19 protein-coding genes are annotated in these 15,044 nt (G+C 30.6%); 16 read left to right on the forward strand and 3 right to left on the reverse strand.

Features of this window, described 5'->3' with window-relative positions; all coding sequences use genetic code 11:
* The 7 genes from gatB to ABDJ34_RS00215 all read left to right on the forward strand — a co-directional run bounded on the left by gatB (position 1) and on the right by ABDJ34_RS00215 (position 5,494).
* Positions 1–1,422, forward strand: a complete 1,422-nt coding sequence (gene gatB, locus ABDJ34_RS00185; RefSeq protein ID WP_412701008.1) for an Asp-tRNA(Asn)/Glu-tRNA(Gln) amidotransferase subunit GatB — start codon at positions 1–3, stop codon at positions 1,420–1,422.
* Positions 1,422–2,024, forward strand: a complete 603-nt coding sequence (gene rdgB, locus ABDJ34_RS00190; RefSeq protein ID WP_412701009.1) for an RdgB/HAM1 family non-canonical purine NTP pyrophosphatase — start codon at positions 1,422–1,424, stop codon at positions 2,022–2,024. Before gatB ends, rdgB begins: the two co-directional genes overlap by 1 nt.
* Entirely contained in the window at positions 2,005–2,469 is a 465-nt protein-coding gene (locus ABDJ34_RS00195) for a metallophosphoesterase family protein (protein WP_353317046.1), read from the forward strand. The genes rdgB and ABDJ34_RS00195 overlap by 20 nt, the downstream gene beginning before the upstream one ends.
* On the forward strand, positions 2,466–3,269 hold the full coding sequence (locus tag ABDJ34_RS00200; protein WP_412701010.1) for a tetrahydrofolate dehydrogenase/cyclohydrolase catalytic domain-containing protein: 804 nt from the start codon (positions 2,466–2,468) through the stop codon (positions 3,267–3,269). The genes ABDJ34_RS00195 and ABDJ34_RS00200 overlap by 4 nt, the downstream gene beginning before the upstream one ends.
* Positions 3,270–3,353: 84 nt before the next feature.
* Positions 3,354–3,944: an NTP transferase domain-containing protein gene (locus tag ABDJ34_RS00205; protein ID WP_412701011.1), complete on the forward strand. Its 591-nt coding sequence runs from the start codon at positions 3,354–3,356 to the stop codon at positions 3,942–3,944.
* Positions 3,922–4,734, forward strand: coding sequence for a selenium-dependent molybdenum cofactor biosynthesis protein YqeB (yqeB, locus tag ABDJ34_RS00210; RefSeq protein WP_412701012.1), 813 nt, complete (start codon positions 3,922–3,924; stop codon positions 4,732–4,734). The genes ABDJ34_RS00205 and yqeB overlap by 23 nt, the downstream gene beginning before the upstream one ends.
* Complete coding sequence (locus tag ABDJ34_RS00215) at positions 4,724–5,494, forward strand: XdhC family protein (protein ID WP_412701013.1); 771 nt, start codon at positions 4,724–4,726, stop codon at positions 5,492–5,494. The genes yqeB and ABDJ34_RS00215 overlap by 11 nt, the downstream gene beginning before the upstream one ends.
* Positions 5,495–5,538: 44 nt before the next feature.
* On the opposite strand, the gene ABDJ34_RS00220 is transcribed toward ABDJ34_RS00215, so the two are convergent.
* On the reverse strand, positions 5,539–5,952 hold the full coding sequence (locus ABDJ34_RS00220) for a Fur family transcriptional regulator (RefSeq protein WP_412701014.1): 414 nt from the start codon (positions 5,950–5,952) through the stop codon (positions 5,539–5,541).
* Positions 5,953–6,117: 165 nt separating this feature from the next.
* On the opposite strand from ABDJ34_RS00220, the gene ABDJ34_RS00225 reads away from it, so the two are divergent.
* The 6 genes from ABDJ34_RS00225 to ABDJ34_RS00250 are packed head-to-tail and all read left to right on the forward strand — an operon-like array spanning position 6,118 to position 12,111.
* Positions 6,118–7,311: a DegT/DnrJ/EryC1/StrS family aminotransferase gene (locus ABDJ34_RS00225; protein ID WP_412701015.1), complete on the forward strand. Its 1,194-nt coding sequence runs from the start codon at positions 6,118–6,120 to the stop codon at positions 7,309–7,311.
* Between the two features lies 1 nt (position 7,312).
* A complete protein-coding gene (locus ABDJ34_RS00230) occupies positions 7,313–7,945 on the forward strand; it encodes a sugar transferase (RefSeq protein WP_094205512.1) in 633 nt (210 codons plus the stop codon).
* A gap of 48 nt (positions 7,946–7,993) precedes the next feature.
* The gene (locus tag ABDJ34_RS00235) at positions 7,994–9,181 is read left to right on the forward strand and encodes a DegT/DnrJ/EryC1/StrS family aminotransferase (RefSeq protein WP_412701016.1); all 1,188 of its coding nucleotides are present in this window, start codon (positions 7,994–7,996) and stop codon (positions 9,179–9,181) included.
* Positions 9,181–9,759 carry an acyltransferase gene (locus ABDJ34_RS00240; RefSeq protein WP_154271195.1) on the forward strand — a complete coding sequence of 193 codons (579 nt, stop codon included), beginning with the start codon at positions 9,181–9,183 and terminating at the stop codon, positions 9,757–9,759. The genes ABDJ34_RS00235 and ABDJ34_RS00240 overlap by 1 nt, the downstream gene beginning before the upstream one ends.
* Positions 9,752–11,083: a nucleotide sugar dehydrogenase gene (locus tag ABDJ34_RS00245; protein WP_353317051.1), complete on the forward strand. Its 1,332-nt coding sequence runs from the start codon at positions 9,752–9,754 to the stop codon at positions 11,081–11,083. The genes ABDJ34_RS00240 and ABDJ34_RS00245 overlap by 8 nt, the downstream gene beginning before the upstream one ends.
* 8 nt (positions 11,084–11,091) lie before the next feature.
* Positions 11,092–12,111: a Gfo/Idh/MocA family protein gene (locus ABDJ34_RS00250; RefSeq protein ID WP_412701017.1), complete on the forward strand. Its 1,020-nt coding sequence runs from the start codon at positions 11,092–11,094 to the stop codon at positions 12,109–12,111.
* 59 nt (positions 12,112–12,170) lie between these two features.
* Here ABDJ34_RS00250 and ABDJ34_RS00255 read toward each other — a convergent pair whose 3' ends face one another.
* Complete coding sequence (locus ABDJ34_RS00255) at positions 12,171–12,503, reverse strand: 3-hydroxyacyl-CoA dehydrogenase family protein (protein ID WP_353317053.1); 333 nt, start codon at positions 12,501–12,503, stop codon at positions 12,171–12,173.
* A gap of 248 nt (positions 12,504–12,751) precedes the next feature.
* Between ABDJ34_RS00255 and amaP the strand changes: the two genes are divergently transcribed.
* From amaP to ABDJ34_RS00270, 3 genes are read left to right on the forward strand one after another with little or no spacing between them, the layout of a single operon-like run.
* Positions 12,752–13,297 carry an alkaline shock response membrane anchor protein AmaP gene (gene amaP, locus ABDJ34_RS00260; RefSeq protein WP_094224567.1) on the forward strand — a complete coding sequence of 182 codons (546 nt, stop codon included), beginning with the start codon at positions 12,752–12,754 and terminating at the stop codon, positions 13,295–13,297.
* Between the two features lie 9 nt (positions 13,298–13,306).
* Entirely contained in the window at positions 13,307–13,606 is a 300-nt protein-coding gene (locus ABDJ34_RS00265; protein ID WP_154254932.1) for a DUF2273 domain-containing protein, read from the forward strand.
* A 22-nt stretch (positions 13,607–13,628) separates the two neighbouring features.
* A complete protein-coding gene (locus tag ABDJ34_RS00270) occupies positions 13,629–14,087 on the forward strand; it encodes an Asp23/Gls24 family envelope stress response protein (RefSeq protein ID WP_227905412.1) in 459 nt (152 codons plus the stop codon).
* A 33-nt stretch (positions 14,088–14,120) separates the two neighbouring features.
* Here ABDJ34_RS00270 and ABDJ34_RS00275 read toward each other — a convergent pair whose 3' ends face one another.
* Positions 14,121–14,975 carry a DegV family protein gene (locus ABDJ34_RS00275; RefSeq protein WP_353317054.1) on the reverse strand — a complete coding sequence of 285 codons (855 nt, stop codon included), beginning with the start codon at positions 14,973–14,975 and terminating at the stop codon, positions 14,121–14,123.
* Between the last annotated feature and the right edge of the window lie 69 nt (positions 14,976–15,044).

Below are 15,044 nucleotides of genomic sequence, written 5' to 3' on the forward strand. Positions count from 1 at the left end.
ATGAACTTAAAAACACTTATAGGATTGGAAATTCACGTTGAATTATCAACTAAAACTAAAATGTTTTGTGGTTGTAAGAATGAATTCGGACAAGTTCCAAACACAAATGTATGTCCGATTTGTTTAGGTCATCCTGGAGCACTTCCTCACATGAACAAACAAGCTTTAAGATATGCTATCATGGCAGGACTAGCTTTTGATTGTGACATTGCTAATGAATTTAAGATGGACAGAAAAAAATACTTCTACCCTGATTTAGTTAAAGGATATCAAATCACGCAAGAGGACCAACCACTTTGCACAAATGGATATATTGAATTAAAATCATCTACTAAAGGTAAAAAAGTTAGAATTAGAAGAATTCACATAGAAGAAGATACAGGTAAATCAATCCACAACGAAAGTGGAAACACTTTAATGGATTATAACAGAGCGGGAGTTCCACTAATTGAAATAGTTAGTGAGCCAGATATGAGCACTCCTGATGAAGCCAGAGAATTTTTAGAAACTTTAAGAGAAAGAATTAAATATTTGAAAATATCAGATGTTAAGATGAGTGAAGGATCATTGAGATGCGATGTTAACATCAATGTTTACGATGAAGATTCTGATTTTAAAACTAAAATTTCTGAAATCAAAAACTTGAACTCATTCAAATCAGTATCAAAAGCTTTGGTTTATGAACAAGAAAGACACATCCAATTGGCAAAAGAAAATAAAATCGGCGAAAAAGAAACCAGAAGATGGGATGAGGACACTCAAACTACAATAGTTATGAGACACAAAGAAGAAGGAAATGATTACAGATTCTCAGTTGAAGGAGATATTCCTAAAACTTATGTGGAACAATCATATATCGAGGAAATCAAAAATAATTTGCCTGAACTTCCACAAATGCGTAAAGAAAGATTCATGAACGAATACAAGATTGATGAATATGACGCTGATATTCTTACAAGAAATGGATACTTGGCTGACTACTACGAAGAAGTTGTAAAAATTTCTAATGATCCTGTTCAATCTTCGAATTGGTTATTGGGAGATGTACTTCGTCAAGTAAATGAAAATGAAATTGAAGTAGAAGAAATGAATATGTCTGCTGAAAATTTGGCAAAATTGATTAAACTTTCTTCAGCTAAGAAAATAAATAATCAAACTGCAAAAAAAGTTTTGAGAGAAATGTTCAATGAAAACTTTGACCCAGAAGTTTATGTCAAAGAAAAAGGATTATTACAAGTTGATGACGATAATTTACTACAACAAATAGTGGATGAAGTGGTAGCAGAAAATCCAGAATCTATCGAAAGTATTAGAAATGGTAAAGATCGTGCTATAGGTTTCTTGGTTGGTCAATGTATGAAAAAATCAAAAGGTAAAGGAAATCCTCAAAAGTTCAATGAATTAATCAAAGAGAAAATCTAATGAATAAAATATATTTATCTACAGGAAATAAAGGAAAAGTTTCTGAAATAAAAGAAATACTTTCTGATTTAAAATATGATGTGTATTCCAAATCCGAATTGGGTATAAATGAAGATGCAGTAGAAGATGCAGAAACTTTGGAAGGCAATTCACTTATCAAAGCTAAATTTTTAAAAAAATACACAGATGATATTGTAATGAGTGATGACACTGGGCTTTTCGTAAATTCTTTGGATGGAAGACCTGGAGTATACTCTGCGAGATTTGCAGGCGATGAGTGCGACGATAGTAAAAATCGTCAAAAACTTTTATCTGAATTGAAAGACAAAGAAGATAGAAGTGCTTATTTTGAAACTGTAATTACAATCATAGATTCAAATAATGAAATTCATCAAGCAAAAGGCAGAGTAGATGGCAAGATTTTACTTGAAGAATGTGGAGAACATGGTTTCGGATATGATAGTATTTTCATGCCAGATGGCTACGATAAAAGTTTTGCACAAATGGAAGATTGTGAGAAAAACAAGATTAGTCACAGAAAAAGAGCTTTGGAAAACGCCAAAATCATCTTGAAAGGTTTAAATGAAAGTAGCAATAATTAGTGATACACATAACAAAATCGCAAAAGTTTATGACTATTTATTTGATAAAAAAATTGACATCATCGTTCACTTAGGAGATGTGTGCGATGATGCAATTTTACTTGAAGATTTTTTAAAAGTAGAAGTCATCTATGTAAAAGGAAATAACGATTTTTATGTTGCTGGTGGTGAATATGACAAGGTTATTAGAATTTCTGATAAAAATATTTTCATAACACATGGGCATAAGTACAATGTATCTTCAGGAGTGACAAGATTAGTCGAAAAGAGCAAATCTTTAAATTGCAAAATGTGTTTGTATGGACATACGCATAGGTATTTTAATGAAACAATTGATGGCGTTTGGGTTATCAATCCAGGATCTGTAACTTATCCAAGAGATGGTCAAGCTGGATTTTTAATATACGATACAAAAAAAGAACAAATAGAAAGGATACTTTTATGAACGTTTTAGACATTAAAGAACTTAGAGAAGATTTAGGTAAAAGAATTATCGATGGTGTAGAAAAATTAGGCAGAGAAGTTAATGTTGCAACTGTAAGAGTTGGTGAAAATGCAGGAGATATTTCTTACGAAAAAGCTGTAAAAAACAACTGTGCTAAGTTGAACATAACTTGTGATCAAATAGTTTTAGAAGAAGGAGAAAATGAAAAATTAATCCAAACTATCAAAGAACTAAATGAAACACACGATGGTATATTGATGTTCAGACCATTAAAAGATAAAAAATTGGAAAAAGAAATTCAATATATAATCGCTCCAGAAAAAGATATAGATGCGATGGGAATGGTTAACTTAGGAAAAGTTTTGGCAGCAGAAGAAGATGCATATTATCCAGCTACAGCTAGAGCTGTTGTTGAAATAGTTAAATACTACAACTTTGACGTTAAAAACGTAGTAATCGTAAACAGATCATTAGTTTTAGGTAAACCACTTTTCAATATGCTTATAAAAGAAAACAAGACTGTTACAATGTGTCATTCTAGAACAGAAGATATAAAATCATTTACTAAAAATGCTGATTTGGTTGTAACTGCAGTTGGAAAAGCTAAAATGTTTGATGATTCTTACTTTACTGAAGATTCTTATGTAGTAGATGTTGGAGTTAGCTTGGATGAAAACGGAAAATTATCAGGCGATGTTAATCCAGAAGTTAACGTAAAAGTATTGGCAAATAGTGTTGGAAAAATCACAACAAGAGTATTATTGTTGCAAATGGTTGAAGGCGCTTTGAATAGACAATAATTTTTATTCCAGAAACCTCTTTATCTTAATTGATGAAGAGGTTTTTTGATTGCAATAAACTAAAAGTGTATAATAGATTAGGTGATGATTTTGAAAATAGGTGCAGTAATAATGGCAAGTGGTTTGTCCAAGAGAATGAAATCTGACAAATTAATGCTGAAATATAATGATAAATTTATTTTTGAATATATTATTGATTTGGTAGCAAAATCAAACTTTTGTGATAGAGTTGTAATTACGAATAATTCTACGATAAGAAAATATTGCAAAAAAATCGGAATCAAAACTATTAATAATCCTAACAATGAAATTGGACAAAGCGAATCAATCAAATTAGGAGTCAAATATTTCAAAGAAATGGATGGTATTTGTTTTCTAGTTTCAGATCAGCCATTATTAACAGAAATTTCAATAGAAAAATTAATTAATTCATTTGAGAAAGACAAGATTTGTCAATTGAAATTCAAAGACAAAATAGGAAACCCTGTAATTTTCTCCAATAAATTTTTCAATCAATTATTGTCACTGAAAAACGATGAAAAAGGTTCAATAGTTAAAAACAAGAATTTGAATTATGTAAAATATGTAGATGTAAATTTTGAAAGAGAACTAATGGACATAGACACGAGTGAAGATTATGAAAGGATTTTAAATGCAGATAATTTGTTTAGTTAGAGGCGCAGGTGATATAGCCACAGGTACAATTCAAAAACTTGTTCGCGCTGGGTTCAAATGTGTTGTTACTGAAGTTTCAAATCCAAGTAGTATAAGAAGAAAAGTGTCACTTTCTGAGGCGGTTTACGAGAAAAAAACAGTTGTAGAAGATATAGAAGCTGTTTTGTGCGAAAATTTAGATGAAATTGGGCAATACTTAGAACTATACAATCCCGTGATAATAGTAGATCCAAAACTTACAATATTAAATAAGATGAAATTTGATGTAGTGGTGGATGCTATATTAGCGAAGAAAAACACTGGATTAAAAAAAGAAATGGCCGAGATTACGATAGGATTAGGCCCTGGTTTTGAAGCAGGTGTTGATTGCGATATTGTGATTGAAACTATGCGTGGTCATGATTTAGCAAAAATTATCGAACAAGGATTCGCAAAGAAAAACACAAGTATTCCAGGAATTATTGATGGATTTTCCAATGAAAGAGTTATATACTCTGATTTTGATGGTCAATTTACACATATTAAAAGTATTTCAGATATTGTTAATAAGGAAGAGATTATAGCAAAAGTCGGAGATAATTATATAAGAGCGACTTTAGATGGCGTTATACGCGGAATGATTAGAGATAATTTTGAGGTCAAAAAAGGACTTAAAATAATCGATATTGATCCAAGATATAAAGAAGTAGAAAATTGTTTTACAATTAGCGATAAAGCTAGAGCAATTGGTGGGGCAGTTTTGGAAGCTATTATGATGTTAGAAAACAGGAGAAAAAAGTATGCAAAATGATGTTTTGTTAGAAATGTATAAGTCTTTGGAAGATGGATATAAATGTATGATGGTAACATTGTTTAAAAATAGAGGATCAGTTCCTGGGAAACAAGGAAACATTATGGCTGTTCGTGAAGACGGAAAAACTTTTGGAACTGTAGGAGGTGGTGCTATCGAACACCAAGTAATCAATGATTCTATTGAAAACTTAAAAAAAGATAGTGACTTCGAATTTGATTATGTTCTTAATGAGGGAGAAAAAGTAAGTATGAGTTGTGGAGGTAGAGCTAGTGGATTTGGTAAAGTGTTTTTTCCTAAACCAACTTTGATTATTTTTGGAGCTGGTCACTGTTCTCAAAAATTAGCCAGAATTGCAACTTTAACAAATTTTGAAGTTATAGTTGTTGATGATAGGGACGATTTCATTTATAACGAAGATTTTTCTAATATTAAAAAATATATCAATAAAGAAATCGCAGATTCGATTGATGATTTGAGATTTACACCAGATACTTTTATTATATCTGCAACTAGAGACCATAAGCACGACGAAGAAGTTGCCTTTAATATTTTGAACAAACCTCATAAATACTTCGGAATGTTAGGCTCAAGGAAAAAAGCAGACACGTTAAAACGAAATTTGATAGAAAAAAATGTGGACAAGAGCTTAGTCGATAGTATTAATGTTCCAGTAGGACTTGATATTGATGATGGATCTGTAGAAGAAATAGCTATTTCGATAATGTCTCAAATTTTAAAAGTTAAAAACGGAAAATAAATTAAACAAAGCATGACTTACATCAAAGTCATGCTTTGTTTAAGTTATTTATTTTTATCTTGGCAATCCGGACAGACACCTCTAAATTCAAGAGTATGTGAGTCGATTTTGAAACCGGTTTTGTTTTCCAAATCCGTCTCTATTTTTTCGATAGGGCAATGATCGATAGGAATTATTTTGCCGCAAGACTCACAAATTATGCTGTGTTTATGTTTTTTACCTTTTAATCTGTAGTATGAAATACCATCAATTTCACATACAATTTCAACTATTCCTTTATTTTTTAATATTTTCAAATTTCTGTAAATTGTAGACAAATTGGATTCTTCCTTCTCCTTAAAAATCTCATACAAATCTTCTGCAGATATAGGTTGTTCTGTTTTGTCTAAAATCGATATCATAAGTTTCCTTGCTTTTGTGATTCTTAAACCATTGTTTAACAAGATTTCGTTTTTCATATTATCACCTATAAATATTATATCATTTTATTATGAAATGTTTATGAATATTTCAATTTTAAATTTGGAAGAATGCTACAATTTGTCAACTTTTTCGTTATTAATATCTAAAATTTCACAGATTAGTGGTATAATATATAGTTAGTGAAATAAGGAGAGTTGTTTATGAACATTTTATTTTCACCACCTGATATTTCTGATAAAGAAATTGAAGAAGTGGTAGACGCATTAAAATCCGGTTGGATTACAACTGGACCGAAAACCAAACAATTAGAAAAAAACTTACAAGAATATACACAATCAAAAAAGACTTGTTGCTTTAATTCAGCAACTGCTGCATTGGAATGTGCGCTTAGGATTTTGGGCGTAAATGGTAAGAAGGATGAATGTATTACTTCGGCTTACACTTATACTGCAAGCTGTTCAGTTATAGATCATTTGAATGCTACAATTAAATTAGTAGACGTTCAAAAAGATTCCTACTTTATGGATTATGATAAATTATATGATTCCATAAATGAAAATACTAAGGCTATTATTCCAGTTGATATCGCTGGAGTTCCTGTTGATTACGATAAAATTTACGAGATAATTGAAGCTAAGAAATCAATATTCAGACCTTCAAATGAGATACAAGAATCTTTGGGAAGAGTTGCTTTGATTTCTGATAGTGCACATGCTTTAGGTTCAACATATAAGGGTAAAAAAATTGGATCATTCCAAGATATTGCATCTTTTTCATTCCATGCTGTTAAAAACTTTACTACAGCTGAAGGTGGAATGCTTGCTATAAACATTGGTGATGTAGATAAGATTTACAATGATTTACAATTATATTCCTTACATGGACAAAACAAAGATGCATTAGCAAAAACAAAATTAGGTGCATGGGAATACGACATTAAAGGCCTTTATTACAAATACAATATGCCGGATATATTAGCAGCAATTGGGCTTGCTCAATTAGAAAGATACGACGATTTATTAGCTAGAAGAAAAGAAATAATCAAAATGTATAATGATGGTTTTGATAATACTTCAATAAGTTATTTAAATCATTTTGGAAAAGATTATACAAGTAACGGTCATTTGTATTTAACAAGAGTTGAGGGTATAGATGAACAAACTCGCAACGATATAATCGTCAAGATGGCAGAAAAAGGCATTGCTACTAATGTTCACTACAAACCAATTGCAATGATGACAGGATACAAAAATTTGGGATTTGATATAAAAGATTATCCTAATACTTTTGAACAATACAAAAATGAAATAACATTGCCACTTCACACATTATTATCAGATGATGAAGTAGCATATGTTATCGAAACTTACAAGGATATAGTTAGTGGTAAATAATATGGACAATCGAGTAGATGAAATCCTTAAAAATAGCAAATTTAATCTTTTCATCAAAAGATTATTTGATATTTTAGCATCTTTATTTGGAATTTTGGTTATGGCAATCCCAATGATTATAATTTCCATTGCTATAAAATTAGATTCAAAAGGTCCTGTGTTTTTCAAGCAAAAAAGAGTTAAGAAAAATAATAAGGACTTTACAATTTTGAAATTTAGGACAATGGTTGTGGATGCTCCAAAATTGGGAATGGCAATAACAGTTGGAGACGATCCTAGAATAACGAAAGTAGGAAAGTTTTTGAGAAAAACTAAATTAGATGAGTTTCCACAATTGTTCAATGTATTGGTCGGAGATATGAGTTTTGTTGGTCCGAGACCTGAAGTTAGAAAGTACGTCGATATGTATTCTGATTCAGACAAAGATATTTTGAAAATTAGACCAGGAATTACGGATTTGGCGAGTATAAAATACAGAGATGAATCAGAAATTTTGGATAAATCTGACAATCCTGAAAAGACATATGTTGAAGAAATTATGCCTAATAAAATCGAACTAAACAAACAATACATTGAAAATATTAATTTATTAAATGATATTAAAATAATTCTTCAAACATTGAAGATTTTATAACTAATTAGTTATTCATATAGATAAAGAGAAATTAAATGGGGGATTTTAATGAATATACCATTGTTGAATTTAAAAAGACAATATAAAAACATTGAAGAAGAAGTAAATGCAAGTGTATTAGAGTGTTTCAAAAATGCACAATATATAATGGGTGAAAATGTTAAACAATTTGAAAAAGAAATAGCTAATAAAATTGGCGTAAAACATGCGATTACAGTTGGAAATGGAACTGATGCACTGATTATAGCGTTGAAGTCTTTGGGAATCAAAGAAGGAGATGAAGTTATAACTACTGATTACACTTTCTTTGCAACAGCTGAAGCTATAAGATTTGTTGGAGCTACACCTGTATTTTGTGATGTTGAATTGGATACTTATAATATCGATCCTTCTCAAATAGAAGAAAAGATTACAGACAAAACAAAGGCAATTATTTGTGTTCATTTATTTGGAAATGCATGTAAAATGGATGAAATAAATGATATTGCAAAAAGACATAATTTGTATGTTGTTGAAGATGCAGCACAAGCAATTAATTCACAATATAATGGCAAAAATGTAGGTAATTTAGGAGATGTAGCTTGTTTCTCATTTTTCCCTACAAAAAACTTAGGATGCTTTGGTGATGGTGGGATGATCACAACTAATGATGATGATTTGGCAACTATTATAAGAGCTTTGAAGGTTCACGGTAGTGGCGAAAATGGAATGAAAGCTTATGCTATATTAAATGATGAAGAAGTTGAGGTTGTGGAACAAAATTCAGGAGACAACACTGTTTACAATCCATTGAAATACTACAACTATTTAATCGGTCACAATTCAAGATTAGACGAAATCCAGGCTGCTATTTTGAGAATTAAATTGAAACACTTAGATGAGTATACAGAAAACAGAAGAAGTATTTCACACAGATACATCGAAGCTTTGAAGGATACTTCATTGGTAATGCCAACTGAAACTGAGGACGGAAAGCACGTTTTCCACTTATTTATTTTACAATCTGAAAACAGAGAGGAAATAGAATCAAAATTAAAAGAAAAAGGCATTGCTACTGGAACTTATTACAAAGTCCCAATGCATTTACAAAAAGCTTTTAATGATTTAGGATATAAAAAGGGAGATTTTCCTAATGCGGAATATCTTTCAGAAAGGACTTTTGCAATTCCATTGTTCCCAGAAATGAACGATGAAGAAAGAGAATATATTATTAATTCTATAAAGGAGATAGTATAATGGACTTTTTTGCTCATGAGTCTTGCTATATAGATGAAGAGACAAAGATTGGTAAAGGTACTAAAATTTGGCATTTTAGTCATGTGATGTCAGGTAGCACTATTGGAGAAAATTGTAACATTGGTCAAAATGTCGTTATTTCTCCAGATGTTACGCTTGGTAATAATTGTAAAGTTCAAAATAATGTTAGTGTGTATACTGGTGTTGTTTGTGAAGATGGTGTGTTTCTAGGACCTTCTTGTGTGTTTACAAATGTTATTAATCCAAGGGCTTTTATTGAGAAAAAAGATGAATATCGAAAAACAACTATTAAAGAAGGCGCGTCTATTGGTGCCAATGCGACTATTGTTTGTGGAAACACAATTGGCAAATATGCTATAATTGGAGCAGGAGCAGTTGTTACAAAAGATGTCGGGGATTACGAAATTGTAGTAGGAAATCCAGCTAGACATCATGGATATGCATGTTCATGTGGAGAAAACCTAAAAAGAGTTTCCCTCACAGATTATATATGTGAAAATTGTGACAAGAAATATTTATTAAATGATTATAAATTGAGTGAGGTATCAAATGAATAATTTAAAAGAAGAATTATTGGGCAAAATCGAAGATAAATCTCTAGTAGTAGGGGTTGTGGGATTAGGTTATGTAGGATTGCCATTAGCAGTTGAAAAGGCAAAAGCCGGTTATACTGTTATTGGATTTGATGTACAACCTGAAAAAGTTCAAATGGTTAACGATGGAGTTAATTATATTGGTGATGTTGTTGATTCAGAATTAAAAGCTATTGTTGAATCTGGAAAATTAAGAGCTACAAGTGATTTTGAATCAGTTGCAAGTTGTGATTTCATAGCTATTGCTGTACCAACACCTTTGGATATTTACCAACAACCAGACATTTCTTACGTTGAAAAATCAACTACAGATGTTTCTAAGCATTTGAAAAAAGGATCTATAGTTGTCTTAGAATCCACTACTTATCCAGGAACTACTGAAGAATTAATGAGACCTATATTGGAAAAAGGTTCAGGCTTGAAATGTGAAGAAGATTTTTACTTAGCATTCTCTCCTGAAAGAGTAGATCCAGGCAACAAACAATACAAAACTAAGAATACTCCAAAAGTTGTTGGAGGAATTGGTTCAGAATCTACAGAAGTTGCAGCAGCATTGTACAGAAATGTACTTGAAGGAGAAGTTATGACTGTATCTTCACCAAGAGTTGCTGAAATGGAAAAAATTCTTGAAAACACATATAGAAATGTTAATATCGGATTGGTAAATGAATTTGCCAAATTAGCTAATAAAATGGATATCAATATGTGGGAAGTAGTCGACGCTGCTAAGACAAAACCTTATGGATATCAAGCATTTTATCCAGGTCCTGGTGTAGGTGGACACTGTATACCATTAGATCCATTCTATTTGACTTGGAAAGCTAGAGAATACGATGTACACATGCCAATCATAGAAGCAAGTGGTACTGTAAATGATAGTATGCCTGAATGGGTTGTAGATAGATCAATGAAGATTTTATCTAGAAAATTTAAAAAACCTTTAAATGGTTCAAAAGTTTTAATTCTAGGTATTGCTTACAAAAAAGACATCGACGATTTAAGAGATTCTCCAGCATTTGTTGTAATGGATAAATTCAGAGAAGAAGGAGCTATTATCGATTACTATGATGGATTCAATCCTTCATATTTCAATCCAGATGGATCTAAGACTTACTCATTAAAAGAAATTAATCCAGAAGTAGTTAAAGGTTATGATTTAGTTGTTATAACTGCAGATCACACAAATGTTGATTATCAAATGGTTGTAGACAATGCACCATTTGTATTTGATACAAAATACGCTACAAGAAACGTAGAAAACAATAAAGATAAAATAGAATTATTATAAGAGGTAATATGCAAAAAATTAAATGCGCAATCATTGGCTGTGGTAGAATTTCTTATAAACACGTAGAAGGAATTGCAAACAATGATTCAGAAATGGAATTAGTTGCAGTATGCGATATTATTGAAGAAAGAGCCATCGAAAAAAGAGATGAATATTTGGAAAGATTTTCTGACAGAGATGTAAAAGTATACACTGATTATAAAAAAATGTTAGAAGAAGTCGACATCGATATGTGCTCTATTTCAACAGAAAGTGGTTATCATGGTGAGATAGCTCTTTACTGTTTAGAACAATCAAAACACGTATTGATTGAAAAACCAATGGCTATGAGTTTGGAAGAAATAGATAAAATTAATAAGTTAGCTGATGAAAAAGGATTAAAAGTTGGAGTGTGTCACCAAAATAGATTTAATCCTCCAATTCAAAAATTGAAAAAGACAATTGACGCTAATAAATTTGGAAAGATGACAAACATCACAGCAAGGGTTTTATGGAACAGAAATCAAAACTACTATAACTTAGCTCCATGGAGAGGAACAAAAGCATTAGATGGTGGTACATTGATGAATCAATGTATACATGCACTAGACTTGTTGTTATGGATGATGGATGATGAATTAGTAAGCGTAAAAGCTGAAACTGAAACTTTCCTAAGAGACATAGAAATGGAAGATTACGGCGTAATTTTAATGAGATTTAAGAGCGGTAGAATTGGACTATTGGAAGGTAGTGCCGATGTTTATCCTAAAAATCTTGAAGAAACTATTTCTGTATTTGGCTCAACAGGAACTGCTGTTATCGGTGGGTTAGCTGTTAACGAAATAAAAACTTGGGTATTTGAAGATGAATCTGAAACCGGAGAATTGGAAAATGATAAATCTATCGATAATGTGTACGGAAACGGACATACTCCATTATATAAAGATTTTGTTCACGCAATAAATACAGATACTCAGCCGCTAATCAATGGTCACGAAGGAAGAAAGCCAGTTGAAGTATTAATGAAAGCTTACGGTTGGATTGACTAATATAATATTTTGAAAACAAACAAGCTCTTGATTTTTATCAAGAGCTTGTTTCAATTTAATTAGTATTTGTAGAATCCTTCTTTTGTTCCTATACCTAATTTGTTTTCATCTATATATTTCTTTAACATTTGTGCAATCTGATACGTTACAGATTTTTCATCATTTACATTTGGTTTATTTAAAGTGATATTATAAGCAGTTTTAAGACCGACTACATCTAGTATTTCGAAAGGTCCAAATGGAGAACCTGTTCCGTATCTCCAAGCGTTGTCGATATCTTCGATGTCAGCTATGTCTAAAGCCTTTAGAGTCATTGCTGCATCTAATAACGGAACTAATATTGAGTTTAGTAGATATCCAGGTTGTTCTTTCTTCAATTTTAATGGAATCATTCCTATTAAAAAATTTTACAAATCGTAATTGAACAAATTGTGTAATTTTTCGCGTTTTTTAATTTTTAAAATGTTTAGAAATTTATAAGAAGGGTATAATTAAATTAAGGCGCTAGAGGTTAAAACCATTTTTAAAACAATTAATAAAGAGTAAATTTTTATAATTTAACAAATTACTGTTTAGAATTTATTCAAAAGTGGTATATATATTAGGTAACAAATATATCAATAATTTACAAGGAGGTTTTATGAGTGGATTTAAAAAATTTGTTCATATATTGTTTTCAATATTACTAATTTTGTTTTCTTTAGTAATGTTTTTCACAGTATTCAATTTTGGACAAGTTAGTTATAATCTCAGAGAGCTCATGATGAATGAGGTATGCTTTTATATATTAGCAGTTATTGGAGCCTTAATTTTACTAGGGGCACTTATAATAATGTTTAAAGCAATACTCTCTGATAGTTTAAGTGATTTCTTGATCTCGAAAGACAAGGATGGAGAAGTTATGATATCTACAGATGCACTTGAAAATACTGTAAAAAGTACAGTAAATAGATTTAATGATGTCAGAACTTCTAATGTTAATGTAAGAGTCAACAATTCAAATGAACCATATATGAATTGTGATGTAGAGGTTGGAGTAAGGGATATGTCAAATGTAGGAGGTCTTGGTGAAAACATCAAAAATGATATCAAGACTAATTTGGAAACTTTAACTGGTTACAAAGTTAAAGATATTACTGTAAAATTCTTGGATTTGGCAAAATCTACAAATAAAAGGGTAGTATAGGGGGTAAGAATGAATAATAACAAAATGTTAGACAATTTTCAATCCCCAGATGAACAAAAGAAAATAATTTTTGTAAAAGAAGATTCAAAAGATAAATTTGACGAAAGGTTAATAAAAAATTTATCCGGGTTAAGGAAACCAACTAAGTATGGAATTTTAGGTGTAATAATTGCACTTTCATTTTTGAAGCTTGGTTTTTGGTCAACAATCTTAATACTATTGCTTTTTGGTATAGGTTATGGTTATGGATTGTATAAAGAAGGTAATCCTAAATTTATCAGATTTTTGATGAATTTATTTAGGAAATAATATAGTATAAAAGGAGATTAGAATGATGGAAGAAAAAAAATACAATGAAGTAAATAAGGTAAATGAAGAAAAAGCTGAAAAAGAAAAGGAACAAAAACACGAATCAAAATTAACTTTTGATAACTCTGTAGTTCAAAAAATCGCTGCAATAGCAGTTAGAGAAATTCCTGGTGTTTTAGATATGGAAGGTGGATTCTTCTCAGGAATTCAAGAAACTTTTGGTGGATATAATGCAACTAAAGGTATTGACGCTGAAGTTGGAGAAAAAGAAGCTGCAATTGATGTATCAGTAATATTAGAATATGGCGTATCAGCTGTAAAAGTATTCCAACAACTACAAGAAGTTGTAAAACAAAGTGTAAAGAAGATGACTGGATTAGATGTTGTAGAAGTTAACTGCAAAGTAGTTGATGTTATGACAAGAAAAGAATTCAACTTGAAAAACAAAAAAGAAGAAGAAAATAAAAGTGGATTAAAATAAACTAAATTAAAAAGGGAAGGCATCATGCCTTCCTTATTTTAATGTTACAACAGCTCCGTAGATATGGGGACCTGTATGTATAACAAAAAGACTAGAAATAGGTCTCTTATAAATTTTAACATTAGGATAATAATCTTGTATTACTTTTTCTAATTCATCTGCATTTTCTTGTAGGTTTGAATGCATTATATAGATATTGTCTATTTGATCGTTAGCTGCGAAGTCAATTATATAATTAAGGATTTGTTGGTTGACTTTTTTTCTGCCTCTTACTGCATCTATAACTTCCAAATTTCCAGTTTTTTTGATGCAAGTTATAATTGGTTTTATGTTTAATAGATTTCCTACGACTTTACTTGAGCGTTTAATACGACCACTTGTGTAAAGATAATCCAATTTGTCTACAGTAAAAAAGAAATCTTCTTTTGTTTTGAGTTTTTCTAAATCTTTTACTATTTCTTCGAAACTTGTGCCATTTTCCTTCATTTTTACAGCTTTTTCAATTAGAAAACCCATTCCCATTGAACATGATCTGCAGTCTATCAAATGATATGTAATTTTATCAGAGTATAAGTTTAATATTTGTTGAAATAGATTATAAGTCCCGCTAATTCCGCAGCTCATGCATGTAGCTATTATATGTGTGTATCCTTCTGATATGATGTATTCTATTTTGTCAATCAAATCACTTGTTAAGGGAAGCGAACTACTAATAGTGTTACTATTAATGTCGTTTATAACGTCGTCAATATTTTTTTCATATTTATCTTTATACGTAACTTCCGAATTGTAAATGATTTGAAGAGGGACTTCTACAATATTGTATTCTTTAATAATTGATGGATCTACATCAGATGTAGTATCAGTTAGAATAGCAATTTTTTGCATTTTTTATTCCTTTCTAAATCGTTTAATAATTTTGTATATACAAGTTAACATAACTATTATATCATTTTA

The sequence above is a fragment of the Finegoldia dalianensis genome (assembly GCF_046255015.1).
Classification (GTDB): domain Bacteria; phylum Bacillota; class Clostridia; order Tissierellales; family Peptoniphilaceae; genus Finegoldia; species Finegoldia magna.

What these genes read in the sequence shown, in the direction of transcription:
- ABDJ34_RS00250 (WP_412701017.1), top strand. Translation starts at nt 11,092, where the DNA reads ATGCAAAAAATTAAATGCGCAATCATTGGCTGTGGTAGAATTTCTTAT.
- ABDJ34_RS00275 (WP_353317054.1), bottom strand. Translation starts at nt 14,975, where the DNA reads ATGCAAAAAATTGCTATTCTAACTGATACTACATCTGATGTAGATCCA.
- ABDJ34_RS00200 (WP_412701010.1), top strand. Translation starts at nt 2,466, where the DNA reads ATGAACGTTTTAGACATTAAAGAACTTAGAGAAGATTTAGGTAAAAGA.
- amaP (WP_094224567.1), top strand. Translation starts at nt 12,752, where the DNA reads ATGAGTGGATTTAAAAAATTTGTTCATATATTGTTTTCAATATTACTA.
- ABDJ34_RS00255 (WP_353317053.1), bottom strand. Translation starts at nt 12,503, where the DNA reads ATGATTCCATTAAAATTGAAGAAAGAACAACCTGGATATCTACTAAAC.
- gatB (WP_412701008.1), top strand. Translation starts at nt 1, where the DNA reads ATGAACTTAAAAACACTTATAGGATTGGAAATTCACGTTGAATTATCA.
- ABDJ34_RS00205 (WP_412701011.1), top strand. Translation starts at nt 3,354, where the DNA reads ATGATTTTGAAAATAGGTGCAGTAATAATGGCAAGTGGTTTGTCCAAG.
- ABDJ34_RS00230 (WP_094205512.1), top strand. Translation starts at nt 7,313, where the DNA reads ATGGACAATCGAGTAGATGAAATCCTTAAAAATAGCAAATTTAATCTT.
- ABDJ34_RS00225 (WP_412701015.1), top strand. Translation starts at nt 6,118, where the DNA reads ATGAACATTTTATTTTCACCACCTGATATTTCTGATAAAGAAATTGAA.
- ABDJ34_RS00245 (WP_353317051.1), top strand. Translation starts at nt 9,752, where the DNA reads ATGAATAATTTAAAAGAAGAATTATTGGGCAAAATCGAAGATAAATCT.
- ABDJ34_RS00235 (WP_412701016.1), top strand. Translation starts at nt 7,994, where the DNA reads ATGAATATACCATTGTTGAATTTAAAAAGACAATATAAAAACATTGAA.
- yqeB (WP_412701012.1), top strand. Translation starts at nt 3,922, where the DNA reads ATGCAGATAATTTGTTTAGTTAGAGGCGCAGGTGATATAGCCACAGGT.
- ABDJ34_RS00220 (WP_412701014.1), bottom strand. Translation starts at nt 5,952, where the DNA reads ATGAAAAACGAAATCTTGTTAAACAATGGTTTAAGAATCACAAAAGCA.
- ABDJ34_RS00195 (WP_353317046.1), top strand. Translation starts at nt 2,005, where the DNA reads ATGAAAGTAGCAATAATTAGTGATACACATAACAAAATCGCAAAAGTT.
- ABDJ34_RS00265 (WP_154254932.1), top strand. Translation starts at nt 13,307, where the DNA reads ATGAATAATAACAAAATGTTAGACAATTTTCAATCCCCAGATGAACAA.
- ABDJ34_RS00270 (WP_227905412.1), top strand. Translation starts at nt 13,629, where the DNA reads ATGATGGAAGAAAAAAAATACAATGAAGTAAATAAGGTAAATGAAGAA.
- ABDJ34_RS00240 (WP_154271195.1), top strand. Translation starts at nt 9,181, where the DNA reads ATGGACTTTTTTGCTCATGAGTCTTGCTATATAGATGAAGAGACAAAG.
- rdgB (WP_412701009.1), top strand. Translation starts at nt 1,422, where the DNA reads ATGAATAAAATATATTTATCTACAGGAAATAAAGGAAAAGTTTCTGAA.
- ABDJ34_RS00215 (WP_412701013.1), top strand. Translation starts at nt 4,724, where the DNA reads ATGCAAAATGATGTTTTGTTAGAAATGTATAAGTCTTTGGAAGATGGA.